This is a genomic window from Sphingomonas sp. VDB2, assembly GCF_047946695.1.
Lineage (GTDB): Bacteria > Pseudomonadota > Alphaproteobacteria > Sphingomonadales > Sphingomonadaceae > Sphingobium > Sphingobium bisphenolicum.
In genome coordinates this window covers 2863813-2878687 of record NZ_CP159615.1, presented here as the reverse complement: position 1 = coordinate 2878687, position 14875 = coordinate 2863813, and the positions used below count along the sequence as shown (strand labels likewise).

Annotated in this window: 16 protein-coding genes; 10 read left to right on the top strand and 6 right to left on the bottom strand. The window is 65.8% G+C overall.

The genetic code is table 11. The annotated features are described in order from the left end of the window. Window positions 1-10: 10 nt before the first annotated feature. A complete protein-coding gene (locus tag ABT375_RS14365; protein ID WP_416463047.1) occupies window positions 11-2623 on the bottom strand; it encodes an EAL domain-containing protein in 2613 nt (870 codons plus the stop codon). Window positions 2624-2720: 97 nt separating this feature from the next. Further along, window positions 2721-3833 carry a DNA polymerase III subunit beta gene (dnaN, locus tag ABT375_RS14360; protein ID WP_416463046.1) on the bottom strand — a complete coding sequence of 371 codons (1113 nt, stop codon included), beginning with the start codon at window positions 3831-3833 and terminating at the stop codon, window positions 2721-2723. A 172-nt stretch (window positions 3834-4005) separates the two neighbouring features. On the opposite strand from dnaN, the gene ABT375_RS14355 reads away from it, so the two are divergent. The 3 genes from ABT375_RS14355 (at window position 4006) to ABT375_RS14345 (ending at window position 6369) form a co-directional block, all read left to right on the top strand. Further along, window positions 4006-4506 (top strand): invasion associated locus B family protein, encoded by a 501-nt coding sequence (locus ABT375_RS14355; protein ID WP_416464910.1) that lies wholly within the window; start codon window positions 4006-4008, stop codon window positions 4504-4506. A gap of 45 nt (window positions 4507-4551) precedes the next feature. Further along, window positions 4552-5814 carry a 23S rRNA (adenine(2503)-C(2))-methyltransferase RlmN gene (gene rlmN, locus ABT375_RS14350; protein ID WP_416463045.1) on the top strand — a complete coding sequence of 421 codons (1263 nt, stop codon included), beginning with the start codon at window positions 4552-4554 and terminating at the stop codon, window positions 5812-5814. Between the two features lie 81 nt (window positions 5815-5895). Then, window positions 5896-6369, top strand: a complete 474-nt coding sequence (locus tag ABT375_RS14345) for a hypothetical protein (RefSeq protein WP_416463044.1) — start codon at window positions 5896-5898, stop codon at window positions 6367-6369. A 16-nt stretch (window positions 6370-6385) separates the two neighbouring features. Here the strand turns inward: ABT375_RS14345 and ABT375_RS14340 are convergent, their stop codons facing one another. Beyond that, on the bottom strand, window positions 6386-6895 hold the full coding sequence (locus ABT375_RS14340; protein WP_224547829.1) for an outer membrane protein: 510 nt from the start codon (window positions 6893-6895) through the stop codon (window positions 6386-6388). Between the two features lie 363 nt (window positions 6896-7258). Here ABT375_RS14340 and ABT375_RS14335 point away from each other — a divergent pair, with 363 nt between their 5' ends. The 7 genes from ABT375_RS14335 to ABT375_RS14305 all read left to right on the top strand — a co-directional run bounded on the left by ABT375_RS14335 (window position 7259) and on the right by ABT375_RS14305 (window position 12095). Further along, the gene (locus ABT375_RS14335; protein ID WP_261935681.1) at window positions 7259-7978 is read left to right on the top strand and encodes a cytochrome b/b6 domain-containing protein; all 720 of its coding nucleotides are present in this window, start codon (window positions 7259-7261) and stop codon (window positions 7976-7978) included. Beyond that, the gene (locus tag ABT375_RS14330) at window positions 7975-8721 is read left to right on the top strand and encodes a molybdopterin-binding protein (RefSeq protein ID WP_261935682.1); all 747 of its coding nucleotides are present in this window, start codon (window positions 7975-7977) and stop codon (window positions 8719-8721) included. Before ABT375_RS14335 ends, ABT375_RS14330 begins: the two co-directional genes overlap by 4 nt. A 31-nt stretch (window positions 8722-8752) precedes the next feature. After that, window positions 8753-9994 (top strand): SAM-dependent methyltransferase, encoded by a 1242-nt coding sequence (locus tag ABT375_RS14325; RefSeq protein WP_224547823.1) that lies wholly within the window; start codon window positions 8753-8755, stop codon window positions 9992-9994. Between the two features lie 111 nt (window positions 9995-10105). Then, complete coding sequence (locus tag ABT375_RS14320; protein ID WP_261935683.1) at window positions 10106-10417, top strand: hypothetical protein; 312 nt, start codon at window positions 10106-10108, stop codon at window positions 10415-10417. 72 nt (window positions 10418-10489) lie between these two features. Continuing rightward, window positions 10490-10912, top strand: a complete 423-nt coding sequence (locus ABT375_RS14315) for a DUF350 domain-containing protein (protein WP_224547819.1) — start codon at window positions 10490-10492, stop codon at window positions 10910-10912. 4 nt (window positions 10913-10916) lie between these two features. After that, window positions 10917-11750 (top strand): S1 family peptidase, encoded by an 834-nt coding sequence (locus ABT375_RS14310; RefSeq protein ID WP_224547817.1) that lies wholly within the window; start codon window positions 10917-10919, stop codon window positions 11748-11750. Between the two features lie 54 nt (window positions 11751-11804). Continuing rightward, window positions 11805-12095, top strand: a complete 291-nt coding sequence (locus ABT375_RS14305) for a DUF3297 family protein (RefSeq protein WP_261935685.1) — start codon at window positions 11805-11807, stop codon at window positions 12093-12095. A gap of 36 nt (window positions 12096-12131) precedes the next feature. Here the strand turns inward: ABT375_RS14305 and ABT375_RS14300 are convergent, their stop codons facing one another. From ABT375_RS14300 to recF, 3 genes are all read right to left on the bottom strand, one after another. Continuing rightward, window positions 12132-12884, bottom strand: a complete 753-nt coding sequence (locus ABT375_RS14300; RefSeq protein ID WP_416463043.1) for a CHAP domain-containing protein — start codon at window positions 12882-12884, stop codon at window positions 12132-12134. A gap of 150 nt (window positions 12885-13034) precedes the next feature. Continuing rightward, window positions 13035-13565: a CHAP domain-containing protein gene (locus tag ABT375_RS14295; RefSeq protein WP_416463042.1), complete on the bottom strand. Its 531-nt coding sequence runs from the start codon at window positions 13563-13565 to the stop codon at window positions 13035-13037. Between the two features lie 107 nt (window positions 13566-13672). After that, window positions 13673-14743 (bottom strand): DNA replication/repair protein RecF, encoded by a 1071-nt coding sequence (recF, locus tag ABT375_RS14290; RefSeq protein ID WP_224547810.1) that lies wholly within the window; start codon window positions 14741-14743, stop codon window positions 13673-13675. Window positions 14744-14875 lie beyond the last annotated feature (132 nt).

Genomic DNA, 14875 nt, shown 5'->3' with positions numbered 1-14875 from the left:
CCCGCCGCTCTCACCCCGCCATCGACCTGGGCGCGTTGCGCAGGGTGCTGATGTCGACCGATCCGGCGAACTCCACCCCCATCCGGTCGTCCTTCGACCAGCGCGCGGTCGCGTTGACGAACTGGTTTTCGGCCAGCTCGATCGCGAACAATGTGCCTTCGGGTACGTTCCACAATCCCTCGATCAGCGCGCCGGTGGCGGAGATGTTGCGGACGCGGCCGGTATAGACATGGCCGTCATGATGGATCGCGATCGTGCGCAGCATCGTCTTGCGTTCGGGCCGGCTGGACTGGAAGCCGTTGGCGCTGGCCGCGGTGCCCATGCTGCGCTGGCTTGCCAGCACGTCCGCGGCGGGCATCGGCTTGCCGTAGATATAGCCCTGGATATGGCTGCAGCCAAGCTGGCGGATCAGCGCCAGTTCGTCCTGCGTTTCCGCGCCTTCGGCCGTGGTGTCCATGCCCAGCGCTTCGGCCAGGCTGACGATCGCCTTGATGATCGCGCTGTTGCGGCTGCCCTTGGTCGCGGCGCCGCGCACGAAGCTCTGGTCGATCTTGATCTTGTCGAACGGCGCCTTCTTCAGATAGCCGAGCGAACTATAGCCGGTGCCGAAATCGTCGAGCGCCAGCCGCACGCCGATCGCTTTCAGGCGCGTGAACATCGCGTCGGTGCCGTCGTCGTCGTTCAGGAATACGCTTTCGGTGATTTCCAGCTCCAGCCGTTCGGGCGCAAGCTGTGCGCCTGCGAGCGCGTTCATCACCGTGGACGGGAAGCCGGGATTGGCGAACTGGCTGGGCGAGACGTTCACCGCGACGCGGATGCCGTCCTGCCAGTCGGCGGCGTCGCGGCAGGCGGTGTGCATCACCCATTCGCCGATCTGGCCGATCAGCCCGCTATCCTCGGCGATCGGAATGAACAGGGTGGGAGAAATCGGCCCGCGCACGGGATGGTTCCAGCGCAGCAACGCTTCGTAACCGGTGATCTGCTCGGTCTTGGACGACACCACCGGCTGATAGACCAGATGCAGGCCGTCGGCGGCGAGCGCGCGGCGCAGATCTTCCTCCAGCGCGCGGCGATCCTCCGCATCGGCATGCATGTCGGACGAATAGAAGCGATGGACGCCGCGGCCATTGCCCTTGGCGGCGTAGAGGGCGAGGTCGGCATTGCGGATCAGCGCGTCGGCGGTGACGCCGTCCTGCGGGCAACAGCTGATGCCGATCGACACGCCGATGACCACGGCGGTCCCTTCGATCATATAGGGCTGCGAGATCGACGCAATGATCGCCTGCGCCAGCTGGGCCAGCGCGGCCTGATCGTGGCGGCCGGGCAGCAGCAGCTTGAATTCGTCGCCGCCCTGGCGCCCGACCAGCCCCTTGTCGCCGACCACGCGCTGCAACCGCTGGCTGACCTGGCGCAGCAGCGTGTCGCCGGCGGGGTGGCCGAGCGTGTCGTTGACGATCTTGAACCGGTCGAGGTCCAGCATCATCAGCGCGCATTCGCCCGGCTTGCCGTGGCGGGCGGCCACCGCCTGCTCCAGCGAACTGAGCATCTGGATGCGGTTGGCGAGGCCGGTCAGCGAATCGAACTGGGCCAGGCGCGTCACTTCCGCCTGGCTGCGGCGCATTTCGGTGAGATCGGTGCCCGACCCGCGAAAGCCGTGGAACTGGCCATATTCGTTGAAGACCGGCTGGCCGGAAATCGACCACCACCGTTCTTCCTTCGCCAGCGCCGCGCAGACCGCCAGGTCGGAAAAGCCGGTGCGAGCGGACAGGTGGAAACCCAGCGTGCGTTCGCCATCGCCCTGCTTCTTGTCGCCGGGGCGGATGATCTCCGTGATCGGCCGTCCGATCAGCCCGTCGCCGGGCGCATCCAGCGTCTGCGCCAGGGCGTCGCTGATATAGGTGAGGCAACCCGTCCGGTCGGTTTCCCAGAACCAGCCGCGCCCGGTGCGTTCATGTTCCTGCAAGAGCCGGTCGGAGCGTTGCGCGCGCAGATCCTGGCTGTGGCGGACAATCGCCCGGTCGCGATCCGCGGTCGCTTGACGCACCGTCGCCAGCAGCATCACCAGCACACAACTGAACAGCAGCCCGACCTGCGCCATGCCGGTCTTTTCCACCACCGACACCAGCAGCGCGCCGAGAAAATAGCTGATCCCCAGCAGTCGACGGTCGCCGAAGATGCACACCGCCAGCAGCGCCACCGCCAGTTCCGGCACCGCCGCCAGAAACAGCGCGTCGGTCGCCGCCTTGGCTTCATAGCCCAGCCACAGGCTGAAGGTCAGGCCCGACAGGAACACCATCGGCAGCATCATCCAGTTCTGGACATGCGGCATCTGGCGCTGGAACCAGGACCGGCGCGGCGCGAGCATCAGGGCGCCGTCGATGGCCAACATGGCGACCATCAGGCCCACTTGCGCGATATCGCCGGAATAGAAGGGCAGGTTGAGCAGCGCGACGACGCAGATCTTGGCCAGCAGGATCAGCGGCCACAGCCGCGCGATATGGATGAAGGCGCCGGAAATCCAGGACGCCGACACTTCGGTCCCGCTTTCCGACAGGCCGAGTGCGACCATCAGCGTCATCGGGCGGGACGGGTTATCGGTCAGGGATGCGCGGAGCGGGGACATGCGCCATTTGGTAACGCAAACTCCTTGCCAGAGAATTACTGCTGGCGGGTCATGACGATCCATAATGGTGCAGGTCGGACCTGCACCAAAGGGAAGGTCAGACGCGCATCGGCATCAATACGTAAAGCGCTGGACTGGCGTCATTTTCCCGGATCAGCGTGGGCGCGGCCGCATCAGCCAGATGCAATTCGACCAGGTCACTGTCGATCTGCCCCAATATGTCGAGCAGATAGCGCGCATTGAAGCCGATATCGAAACCGTCGCCCTGGAAGGCGCCGGGCACTTCTTCGGCCGCCGTGCCGTTTTCTGGGCTGGTGACGGACAGGGTGATCTTGTCCTTGTCCAGGCTCATCTTGACCGCGCGGGTCTTTTCGGTGGCGATGGTGGCGACGCGGTCGACGCCTTCCTCGAAGCTGCGCGGATCGATCTTGAGCAGCTTGTCGTTCGCGGTCGGAATGACGCGGCTATAGTCGGGGAAGGTGCCGTCGATCAGCTTGCTGGTCAGGATCGCGCTGCCCAGGCCGAAGCGGATCTTGCTGGCCGACAGGTTGATCTGCACCGAACCTTCCACCTCGTCCAGAAGCTTGCGCAGTTCGCCGATGCACTTGCGCGGGATGATGATGCCGGGCATCCCCTCCGCACCGTCCGGGCGGGTTACGGTGACGCGGGCCAGGCGATGGCCGTCGGTCGCCGCGGCCTTCAGCACCGGCTGATCCTCGTCGGACACATGGAAATAGATGCCGTTCAGATAATAGCGCGTCTCTTCGGTCGAAATGGCGAAGCGCGTCTTGTCGATGATCTGCTTCAACGTCTCCGCGGGCAGCTCGAAACGGGTCGGCAGGTCGCCTTCCGCGATCACCGGGAAATCGTCGCGCGGCAGGGTCGACAGGTTGAAGCGGGCGCGACCGGCCTGGATCAGCATCTTGCCTTCGGCCGCCTGCAGCGACACCTGGCTGCCTTCGGGCAGCTTGCGCGCGATGTCGAACAGGGTGTGGGCCGAAATGGTGGTCGCCCCGGCCTGTTCCACCTGCGCCGAGACGCTTTCGACGATCTGGAGGTCGAGATCGGTCGCCATCAGCTTGATCGCACCGTCGGCCGACGCCTCGATCAGCACGTTCGAAAGGATGGGGATGGTATTGCGCCGCTCGACCACCGACTGGACGTGGCTCAGGCTCTTGAGGAGCGTTGCGCGTTCGATGGTGGCCTTCATGTCCCTGTTCTGTCCGTTTCTTTTTAAGCCGATAGCCGAGGATTCGGTCGAATCCCGGCGACAATGATGGATGCTTCTTCATAACCGCTATGACGGCTTGGGCAAGCACCGCCTTCGCGCTTTTGATCGGGCCGGGGTTGCAAAAGGGGACGGCATGGGCTTTGCCCGCATCATGCCTCGCTTCATCGCCCTGCTGATCCTGTCGCTGCTGGCGGCGTCGCCGGCCCTGGCGCGCGATTCGCTGGGCATTTTCGAGGGTTGGGGCGCTTTTCGCGATCCCGGCGCGGGGCAGAACGGGCCGCGCTGCTATGCCATCGCCCAGCCCGCCGCGCGGAGAGGACAGACGCCCAAGGGGTTCGTCGCGGTCGGCACCTGGCCGCGCCAGCGGGTGCGCGGACAATTGCATATCCGCCTGAGCCGCGCGCTGGCGGCCAGGGCGCCGGTCACGCTGACCGTGGGCGAGCGCCGCTTCGCGCTGGTCGCCGGGCAGATGGACGCCTGGGCGCCCGATGCCCGCGGCGACGCGCAGATCGTGGCGGCGATGCGATCGGCCAGCAGTATGAGCGTGGCAGGCGTGGGCGCAGACGGGCGCGGCTTTGCCGACAGCTATGCGCTGCGCGGCGCGGCGACGGCGATGGACGCGGCGGCGCTGGGCTGCGCCAAACTGCGTTAGGCGGCCGCGCTTCCAAAATCCGCAAAAATCGGCTAAGGGCGCGCCATGCAATCAGCCGCCAGCCCGCTCATGCCGATTCCCGGCCTTATCGACCCTGTGCCCGTGCCGCGCGCGGTGACGCCGCGTGAAGACGGGCGCACCGACCTGATGGGCCTGTCGCGCCCGCAGATCAAAGCCGTGCTGGAAGAGGCCGGGCTGGACGTGAAGGCCGCCAAGCTGCGCTCCAAGCAATTGTTCCACTGGCTCTATCATCGCGGCACCACCGATTTCGACGCCATGACCGACCTCGCCAAGCCGATGCGCGGCTGGATGGCCGAACGCTTCGTCGTCGGCCGCCCGCAGGTGGTCGAAGCGCAGGTGTCGAGCGACGGCACGCGCAAATGGCTGCTGCGGTCCGACGATGGGCAGGACTATGAAATGGTCTTCATCCCCGATGCGGATCGCGGCACGCTCTGCGTCTCCAGCCAGGTCGGCTGTACATTGAATTGCAGCTTCTGCCACACCGGCACGATGCGGCTGGTGCGCAACCTGACGCCGGGCGAAATTGTGGGGCAGGTGATGTTGGCGCGCGATTCGCTGGGCGAATGGCCCAAGGGTGATATGGCCGTTGCCAATGACGTCGATGAGGATGACGACGCGCCGCAATATACGGCGGACGGGCGAATGCTGACCAACATCGTGATGATGGGCATGGGCGAGCCGCTCTATAATTTCGATCATGTCCGCGACGCGTTGAAGCTGGTCATGGACGGCGACGGGCTGGCGCTGTCGAAGCGCCGCATCACCCTTTCTACGTCAGGCGTGGTGCCGATGATGGCGCGCGCGGCCGAGGAGATCGGCGTCAACCTGGCCGTCTCTCTGCATGGCGTGACCAAGGCCGTGCGCGACGAACTGGTGCCCTTGAACCGCAAATATGGGATCGAGGAACTGCTCCAGGCCTGCGCCGACTATCCCAAGGCGAACAATGCCCGGCGCATCACCTTCGAATATGTGATGATCCGCGACAAGAATGATAGCGACGAGGATGCGCGCGAACTGGTCCGGCTGATCCGCAAATATAAGCTGCCGGCCAAGGTCAACCTGATCCCGTTCAACCCCTGGCCGGGCACCGACTATGAATGTTCGACGCCGGAGCGGATTCGCGCGTTCAGTTCCATCGTGTTCGAAGGCGGCATCAGCGCGCCGGTGCGCACCCCGCGCGGGCGCGACATCATGGCGGCCTGCGGCCAGCTCAAGTCGGCGAGCGAGAAGAAGAGCAAGGCGGAGATGAAGCGCCTTTCCGAAGAGAAGCAAGCCGCGCTCGGATGATCGCGGGACGATAGGCTGCGCCATTGGCGCAGGACGACAAGCCCCGCCCGCAACGGCGGGGCTTTTCTGTTGGGGAAGATAATGACCGATGCCGAGATAGAGGCGCTGGCGACGGCCTTTTGCGCCTGTACGCTGCCCAAGGAAAGCTGGACCCATGGCGCGCATTTCGCGACCGCGCTGTGGTTTATCCTCACGCGCCCGGACGTGCAGCCCGAACGGGACATGCCCGGCATGATCCGCCGCTATAATGCAAGCGTAGGCGGGGTGAACAGCGCGACGAGCGGCTATCATGAGACGATCACCCACGCCTCGCTGCACATGGCGCGCCGCCTGCTCGCCGGATTGCCGGCCGATGTGACGCCGACGACTGCCTATATCGCGCTGATGGCCTCACCGCTGGGGGACAAGGACTGGCTCTTCACTTACTGGTCGCGCGACGTGCTGATGGCAACGACGGCGCGGCTGGGCTGGGTCGCGCCCGACCTCCAGCCGCTGCCTGCCTGGACGGACAATATAGAAAAAGGGCGGCCCCTTGCAGGACCGCCCCTTCCCTGATTCCGATCGAGAGGGATCAGAAGCGGAAGCCGATGCCGACCACCGCGGCGTCGCGGCCGCCGATGTTCTGCTCATACTCGGTGCGCTGATATTCGGCCGAGATATAGGTGTTCGGGGTCGCGGCGAACTCAAGGCCGCCACCGTAGCGCACGCCTTCCAAGCCGGCACCGTCGCCGTCGACTTCGAAGCGGGTCGAGGCATAGCCGACCTTGCCGAAGGCGAGGACGCGCGGCGTCACAACGTAACCGGCGCGCAGCGAGGCGGCGATGTCACGGCTGACGTCCAGGCCGCTGTCGTCGACAGTGCTGTCGCCCAGGCTAACTTCCACGCCGCCGACGATACGGGGCGCGAGAGCCAGGTCGTAGCCGGCGCTGACGCCGTAGGAAAAGCCTTCTTCGCCGCCGATCTTGTCATAGCCCGCCGTCACGCCCGCGCGCGGCCCGGTGAAGGGCGCAGCGTCCTGAGCGAAAGCAGGAGCCGAAACAACGGTGGCAGCAGCAATAGCTGCGAAAATCACAGTCTTCATAAAGTCCTCATTTATTATCTTGTCGCCGTGACTTAGACATTCATCCGGCGTTCAGGTTTGATGCAAAGCAACCATGAACTTATTCTCACGATAGCTCCTGCGACTCTTCTCTCCATTATCGGGAGATCAAGAGCATGATCTGCATCATGATCACGCAGCAGCCATCTAGGATCGCAAGATTGAGTTGCAAAGGGGGTCTGCCTTTATTTCAATTAATTTCGGGGCTTGTGTTGCAAAAGTGTGACATCGCCCCCGCCGGGATGAAGGGACGCCAGCCACGCGCCCGCTCGCAATGGCCTGTAACCAGAGCAGGTCGAGGACCGAATAGTGGACTATTGCCTCAGATGGGATAGGATCACCGCCATGGACAGCCCGACCCCCACGGTAGCCGGCGACGTCAAGCGCCACCGCCTGTCCACCCGGCTATGGCACTGGGCCAATGCGCTGCTGCTCTATACCCTGTTCGCCAGTGGCCTGGGCATCTTCAACGCCCATCCCCGGCTTTATTGGGGGCAATATGGCGCAAACCTGGACCATGCCTGGCTGACGCTGGCGCGCTTCCCCGGCTGGATCACCCTGCCCGGCCATTACAGCCTGGCCCTGTCGCGCCACTGGCATCTGGCCGCCGCGCCGCTCTTCGCCTTCGCGCTGCTCGCCTACATGCTCTGGAGCCTCGCCAACCGGCACATCGCCCGCGACCTCGCCTTTCGCCGCGGCGAACTGGCCCCGCGCCATGTCTGGCAGGATATCAAGAACCACGCCCGGCTGCGCTTTCCCACGGGCCAGGCGGCGCTGCGTTATAATGTGCTGCAGAAGGCGAGCTATATCGGCGTGATCTTCGTCGCGCTGCCGCTGGTGATCCTGACCGGCCTCACCATGTCGCCAGGCATGAACGCAGCCTGGCCCTGGCTGCTAGACCTGTTCGGGGGACGGCAGTCGGCGCGATCGATCCATTTCATCACCGCCTTCGCGCTCGTCGCCTTCTTTCTGGTCCATATCCTGATGGTCGTCCTCGCCGGGCCGCTGAACGAGGTGCGATCGATGATTACCGGCCGCTATCGCGTGCCGGAGGATCGGCCATGATCCTGACCCGCCGCCATCTGCTGCTCGGCGCGACCGCAACGCTGGCCGGCTGCGACCGGCTGGCGCGCAACGAGACGTTTCGCGAGGCGCTGTTTTCCGCCGAGAATTTCCACAAATGGGCGCAGCGCGGCCTGATGGCCCCCGATGCGCTCGCGCGCGAGTTTCGGCCCGACCAGATTTCTCCCGTCTTCCGCGCCAACGGCACCGCCAATCCCAATACGCCCGCCTACAAGGCGTTGTGGCGCAACGGCTTTGCCGACTGGCGGTTGCAGGTCGGCGGCCTGGTCGCGCGCGACCTGTCGCTGTCGCTGTCGCAACTGCGCGCATTGCCCCATCGCGAGCAGATCACCCGTCATGATTGCGTCGAAGGCTGGAGCGCGATCGGCAAGTGGCGCGGGGTCCGCCTCAAGACCATTCTGGACGGCGCAGGGCTGCGCAGCAGCGCGCGCTATATCGTCTTCCGCTGTGCCGACGACATGGGCGGCGGGCGGCCCTATTATGAGAGCATCGATCTGGCCGACGCCTTCCACCCCCAGACCATCCTGGCCTTCGCGCTCAACGACCGGCCGCTGTCGGTCGCCAATGGCGCGCCGCTGCGGCTGCGGGTCGAACGCCAACTGGGCTATAAACAGGCCAAATATCTGATGGGGATAGAGGCGGTCGACAGCCTGGCCGCGATCGGCAAGGGCAAGGGTGGTTTTTGGGAGGACCATGCCGATTATGATTGGTATGCGGGCATTTGACGTCTGCGTAACGACATGACAAGGTCCCGGCATGAAGCTGTTTGAATTGGTTCTCAAGCGGTTGGTCACACGCGGTCGCCTGACCGTTCACTACGCCAACGGCAAAAAAATCACCGTGGGTCAGCCCGACCCAGCCTTTCCCGACCTCGCGTTGCGCTTCAAGGACGGCCGGGTGCCTTTCGACATCGTGAAAGACCCGCGGCTGGGCATGGCCGAAGCCTGGATCGACGGGCGGGTCGGTATCGATGGCGGCGGCATCATGGAATTCCTGTCCATGATTCGCGCCAACAACCCCTGGGAACAGGGCAAGTCGATCGAGGGCAAGAGCCTGCTCAAGCGCAGCATCGGCAGCGTGCGGCAAAAGCTCTGGCGCGCCAACCACAAGGCCCGGTCCAGGGCTAATGTCGCGCATCATTACGACCTGTCGGGCGCGCTCTACGCTCTCTTCCTGGACCGCGACCGCCAATATAGCTGCGCCTATTACCCCGACGCGGACAATGAGGCCGGGATCGGGCTGGAACAGGCGCAGGAAGACAAGAAGGCGCATATCGCCGCCAAGCTGCACTTGAAGCCGGGCATGAAGGTGCTGGACATAGGCTGCGGCTGGGGCGGGATGGCGCTGTACCTGCACCGCACCTGCGGCGTCGATGTCACCGGCATCACCCTGTCGGAAGAGCAGCTCAAGGTCGCGCGGCAGCGGGCCGCCGATGCCGGCGTCGCCGACCATGTCCGGTTCGAACTGATCGACTATCGCGACATGACGGGGCCGTTCGACCGGATCGTGTCGGTGGGCATGTTCGAACATGTCGGCACCGCCCATTTCCGCACCTTCTTCGACACATGCCGCAGCCTGCTGACGCCCGAGGGCGTGATGCTGATCCACACGATCGGCCGCATGGGCGGGCCGGGCGTGACCGACGCCTTCACCCAGAAATATATCTTCCCCGGTGGCTATATCCCGGCCCTGTCGGAAATGATCGCCGGCAGCGAGGGCACGCGGCTGATGGTGACCGACGTGGAGGTGCTGCGCATCCATTATGGCCTCACCATCCGCGAATGGTATCGGCGGACCATGGCGCACAAGGCCGACATCGTCGCCCTCTATGACGAGCGCTTCTTCCGCCTCTGGACCTTCTACCTTGCCGGGGCGGCGACCGTGTTCGAACATGGCGGCATGGTGAATTTCCAGGTCCAGTATAGCCGCGACCGCCGCGCGCTGCCGATCACCCGCGACTATATGCAGGAAGCCGAGGCGGCGCTGCGGGGGCGCTGAAAAGCCTGAACCGTCGCTGACATGTCCATTCGCGGACGGTTCAGTCGGCGCGGTGCATTCTCTTGTCCATGCTCCCCCCGTGACGGGCGGGATCTGTGAGGAGAGAAAGACATGAACCTGTTCTGGAAGGGCGCGGCCGCGTTGAGCCTCGCCATCACCGGCCTTGGCGCGGCGGCGGCGCCGGCCCAGGCGCAATATTATGGCGGTTCCGGCTGGCGCGGCGACCGCGACGGGCGCTGGGACAATCGCCGCTGGGACAACAGGCGCTGGGATGATCGCCGCCACTGGCGCGGCGACCGGCGCGATTGGCGCGGGTATCGCGGCCATTATCGGACCGCCTATCGCTATCGCACGCGCTGCTGGACCGAATGGCGCTACGACTATTATCGCGACCGCGACGTGCGCGTGCGCATCTGCCGCTAAAGCCGGCGGCTATATTGTACCCGTGACCCGCCCCGATTGAACCTTGGGGCGGGTTGCGGCATTGGGGACGGCATGACCGATCCCATGCCCGTGATTCAAAGCCTGTTGTCGGGCCTTCCCATCCTGCTGCTGCATCTGGGCAGCGCCACCCTGGTCTGGCTGGCGGCTCTGGGCCTCTATATGTGGATCACCCCACATGACGAATTCGCGCTGATCCGCGGCGGCAACGAGGCCGCGGCGATCTCGCTGGGCGGGGCGGCGATCGGGCTGGCGGTCCCCTTGGGCTTCTGCCTCGCCGGGTCGGTCAATGTCTGGGACATCGTCATCTGGGGCAGTGTAACCCTGGTGCTGCAACTCGTCGCCTTCCGCCTGGTCGATTTCCTGCTGGGCACCCTGTCGGCGCGGATCGAGGCCAATGAACGGTCGGCCGCGATCTTCCTGGCGATGATGAAGGCCGCCATCGCCTGCCTCACCGCCGCCGCGGTCGCGGGCTGAGGCGATGGCAAAGCGCGGCTGCGGCTGCCTGCCGTTCGCGCTGGGTGGCCTGCTGCTGGTCGCCTGGCTCGGTCAGGACATGGCCGTGCCGCCGCTCAAGGTCGAGCAATATGATCCCCGATCGCCGCGCCGGCCGATGCCCGACTGGAGCGACGAACAGTTTGTGATCGAGGATACGCCCGGCGGCCCTGCCGATTCGATGGGCACCGCCTTCGCCGTCGACCGGGACGGCGCCTGGCTGACGGCGCAGCATGTCACCCATGGCTGCGCGCGCGTCGGGCTGGAGGATGGCCGCTTCGCCCGGCCGGTGTCGCGGGTGATCGAAAGCCGCGAGGCGGATGCGGCGCTGGTCGCCGACAGTCTGCCCAGCGAAGCCGCCCTGCCGCTGTCCAGCCGCATCCCGCAACCGGGAACGCCGGGCTATCATATGGGTTTTCCCGCGGGCGAACCGACGCTGGTCATGTCCGAACTGATCGGCGAGGCGAGCGCGCGGCGCGGGCGCAGCGACCTGACCCAGCCGATCCTCGCCTGGGCCGAAAAGGGCCGCATTCCGGCCGGCGACGGCACCCTGTCGGGCATCAGCGGCGGGCCGGTCTTTGCCGAGGACGGCCATGTCGTGGGCGTCAACAGCGCCTCGACCGACCGGCGCGGTCGCATCCTGACCACCGCCCCCGACGCAATCGCCCGGCTGGCGGCGGCGAGCCGCGCGGTGGACGATCGCCCGGTTGCCTATCCCTTTGCCGGCCTGGCCGACGCGGAAAGCCGCTTTACCGCCTGGCTGGACCAGGGCGTGATCCGCCGCATCTACTGCGATGTAGATGAAAAGCGCGGCGGTTGACGGACGGCGACCGCAGGCGCTAGGCGCGAACAAACTTTCCAGGGATTTCTGACCATGAGCGACACGCCCCCCGATCATCTGTCCACCAACCCCAAAAGCCCCCATTTCGACATGGAGGTGCTGCAACGCGGCATCGGCATCCGGTTCAAGGGCCGCGAGCGCAAGGATGTGGAGGAATATTCGATTTCCGAGGGCTGGATCCGCGTTGCCGCCGGCAAGAGCCGCGATCGCCACGGCAACCCGCTGACGATCAAGCTGTCCGGCGAAGTGGAAGCCTGGTTCGAGAACCCGGCCGAGGGCGCGCAAGACGCGGCCGCCGCGGACAAGCCGGCCGACGCCGAATAAGCAAAGAGGGCGCCGCTGAGGGCGCCCTTTTTTCTGTCAGTTCATCACCGCTTCGCGCCGGACGTCGGCGATGATCGCGCTCAGCGTACGCTGCGACGGATCGGCATCGGCATATTCCACGACGAAGGGATCGGCCTCCAGCCGCGGCGCGGCCTTGCGCGCCCTGGGCGCTGGCTTGGCCTGCGCAACCTGGATCATGCGCGGACTGGCCATGACCGGCGTCGCGCGGGGCTCGCGCAACAGGGTTGGCGCTCTTTGCTCGTCCCAGACATCCGAATCGACCTTGGCGAAACGCACGCTCGCGCCCAGCGTCGGGTCGGGTGTAAAATCATGCAGCCGGGCCTTGGCCGGATAGATGAAGCCATAGGTCGGGTTGGTGCGCGCGCCCATCTGGCCGGTCGGGCTGTGCCACACGCGCACCTGGCTCCAGTCGCCATCCTCCGACACGTCGATCGCCAGCACATCTTCCTCGATCGCGCCGGGCACCGACCAGTTGGCGTGACGGATCAACACGCGCCGGTCGTCAAGTACCTTGCTGATGACCGCGACATGACCCAGCGCCATCGGGCCGTTGGGCCGGAAGGCGAGTACCGCGCCCTTTTTCGGCCTGGTCCCCCGCTTATACTGGCCGTCGGCCTGGTCCCACCAGGTCAGCGCATCGCCCCGGATCGCCACGCCCGATACGATCCGGGCATAGGGCACACATTGCAGCACCGCCGACCCCCAGCAGGGCGCGGTCGCCAGACCGGACAACAGCAAGGCTGCGGCCCAGCGTATCGCTCGAAACATCTATGCGATCCTACAAAACAAGAATCGCCCCACCGAGGATGACCCTAGGCCGCCATGGTTTGAGAAGAGGTTAAGCCCGCATCAGCGATGTAAGGGTTTGGAAAAAAGCGATCGATCCACGACAGTCGCGGCGTCGATCCAGCGTCGCGATCAGAAGGCGGCGTGCACCGCAGCGCCACCGGTCGTGTCGGCCGACGCGATCTGGACGGGCTGGTCGACGCCCTTGGACGGCTGGGCATAGATGAAGCCGCGCGCCGGGTTGGAGCGCAGACCCAGGTCACCGATCGGGCCGTACCACACTTTGACGTCGGTCCAGTCGTTATTGGCCGACACGTCGATGGCGCGCACATTGCGCTCGATGCCGCCGCGATAGGACCAGTTGGCGTGGGTCAGCAGCACTTCGCGGCCGCTAACCACCTTGCTGACCATGGCGACATGGCCGACCGGCATCGAACGGCTGGCGGCGAAGGCCAGGACGGCACCGACGCGGGGTTCATGACCACGGTCGTAGCGCCCCTCGGCCTGGCCCCACCAGGTGTTGGCATTGCCATGGATGTCGATGCCGGAAACCTGCCTGGCGAAGGGAGCACACTGAAGCGTGCCGGCGGTGGCGGGAACAGCGAAGAGGGTCGAGAGCGCAAGAATAGACGCCGCGAAAAACGCGCGAAAACCAACGACCATGTGATTGCGACCCCGACTTATTTGTAGGCTTGAACCCCGATGCCGGTCTTAGGGCAGACGCCGGACGGATGGACAAGCGTGGGGCGACGAGTCGTTTCGTCGATACGTTATGTTGCGGAACGAAAAACATGCCCAGCGGTTACAGTCAGTCGGGTCGCATCATCCAGATCGTTGAAAAGACTGGATTCCGTCCCCGTCATCCACACCTGCCCCCCACTTTCCCGCAAACGCTGAAATAATGCGCTGCGGCGGGATGGGTCGAGATGCGCCGCCACTTCGTCGAGCAGCAGCACCGGCGGCTGGCCCCGTGTCGCCGCCACCAGCGCGGCATGGGCGAGCAGCATCGAGAGCAGCAGCGCCTTCTGCTCGCCGGTCGAACAGAGCGCAGCGGGCTGCCCCTTGGCGATATGGGTGACGGCGAGGTCGTGGCGATGCGGGCCGGACAGGGTGCGCCCCGCCGCCGCATCGCGCCGCCGTTCGCGCCCCAGCCGGTCCTGCAGCGATTCGTCGGGGGCTTCGTCGCCCTCGATCGCGATCCGCGGCCGGGCGAAGGGTTCGTCGGGCTGGTCCGCCAGCATCGCGTTCAGCCGCGCCACCAGATCGGCGCGCGCGCCGGCCAGCGCCGCGCCATGTTCGCCCATCTGCGCCTCCAGCGCCGACAGCCAGGCGGGATCGGCCCGGCGCAGGTCGGCGAGCAGCCGGTTGCGCGCCCGCATCGCCGCGTCATAGCGGGCGCTGTGCATCGCATGGCCCGAATGCAGCGCCAGCGTCAGCCGGTCGAGGAAGCGCCGTCGCCCGCCGGGACTGTCGAGGAACAGCCGGTCCATCGCCGGGGTGAGCCAGACGATCGCCAGATGGTCGGCCAGCGCGTTGGCGGAGGAGGCCACGCCGCCGATCCGCACCTGTCGCCGTTCCGGGCTGGCGGCGGCGACGCCGGTGCCCAGCACCACGCCGTCCACTTCCGCCGCGATCCCGAAGCCGCCGCTCCCTTCCTGCCGCGCCATGGCGGACAGCGGCGCGCCGCGCAGCCCGCGACCGGGCGCCAGCATCGACACCGCTTCCAATATGTTGGTCTTGCCCGCGCCATTGTCGCCAGTCAGCAGGATGAAGCTATGGTCGGGCAGGATCAGCGCGTCCGCATGATTGCGGAAATCGCTCAAGGTAAGGCGGCCGATCATCGCGTGGCTGTAGCGGGCAGAAGGCGGAGGGGGAAGGGGCGGTTAGCGCGGGTCGTTGGAGGAGTGATTTGTCGCGGCACTGCGTCCACTCCCTAAACCCCTCCCGTCAGCGGGAGTGGGAGCGTGTCAAAT

Excerpts from the sequence above, each read along its gene's own strand:
- ABT375_RS14315 (WP_224547819.1), top strand. The coding sequence starts at position 10,490 with ATGACCGATCCCATGCCCGTGATTCAAAGCCTGTTGTCGGGCCTTCCC.
- ABT375_RS14320 (WP_261935683.1), top strand. The coding sequence starts at position 10,106 with ATGAACCTGTTCTGGAAGGGCGCGGCCGCGTTGAGCCTCGCCATCACC.
- ABT375_RS14310 (WP_224547817.1), top strand. The coding sequence starts at position 10,917 with ATGGCAAAGCGCGGCTGCGGCTGCCTGCCGTTCGCGCTGGGTGGCCTG.
- ABT375_RS14365 (WP_416463047.1), bottom strand. The coding sequence starts at position 2,623 with ATGTCCCCGCTCCGCGCATCCCTGACCGATAACCCGTCCCGCCCGATG.
- ABT375_RS14345 (WP_416463044.1), top strand. The coding sequence starts at position 5,896 with ATGACCGATGCCGAGATAGAGGCGCTGGCGACGGCCTTTTGCGCCTGT.
- ABT375_RS14335 (WP_261935681.1), top strand. The coding sequence starts at position 7,259 with ATGGACAGCCCGACCCCCACGGTAGCCGGCGACGTCAAGCGCCACCGC.
- ABT375_RS14355 (WP_416464910.1), top strand. The coding sequence starts at position 4,006 with ATGCCTCGCTTCATCGCCCTGCTGATCCTGTCGCTGCTGGCGGCGTCG.
- rlmN (WP_416463045.1), top strand. The coding sequence starts at position 4,552 with ATGCAATCAGCCGCCAGCCCGCTCATGCCGATTCCCGGCCTTATCGAC.
- ABT375_RS14295 (WP_416463042.1), bottom strand. The coding sequence starts at position 13,565 with ATGGTCGTTGGTTTTCGCGCGTTTTTCGCGGCGTCTATTCTTGCGCTC.
- ABT375_RS14305 (WP_261935685.1), top strand. The coding sequence starts at position 11,805 with ATGAGCGACACGCCCCCCGATCATCTGTCCACCAACCCCAAAAGCCCC.
- ABT375_RS14325 (WP_224547823.1), top strand. The coding sequence starts at position 8,753 with ATGAAGCTGTTTGAATTGGTTCTCAAGCGGTTGGTCACACGCGGTCGC.
- ABT375_RS14340 (WP_224547829.1), bottom strand. The coding sequence starts at position 6,895 with ATGAAGACTGTGATTTTCGCAGCTATTGCTGCTGCCACCGTTGTTTCG.
- dnaN (WP_416463046.1), bottom strand. The coding sequence starts at position 3,833 with ATGAAGGCCACCATCGAACGCGCAACGCTCCTCAAGAGCCTGAGCCAC.
- ABT375_RS14300 (WP_416463043.1), bottom strand. The coding sequence starts at position 12,884 with ATGTTTCGAGCGATACGCTGGGCCGCAGCCTTGCTGTTGTCCGGTCTG.
- ABT375_RS14330 (WP_261935682.1), top strand. The coding sequence starts at position 7,975 with ATGATCCTGACCCGCCGCCATCTGCTGCTCGGCGCGACCGCAACGCTG.
- recF (WP_224547810.1), bottom strand. The coding sequence starts at position 14,743 with ATGATCGGCCGCCTTACCTTGAGCGATTTCCGCAATCATGCGGACGCG.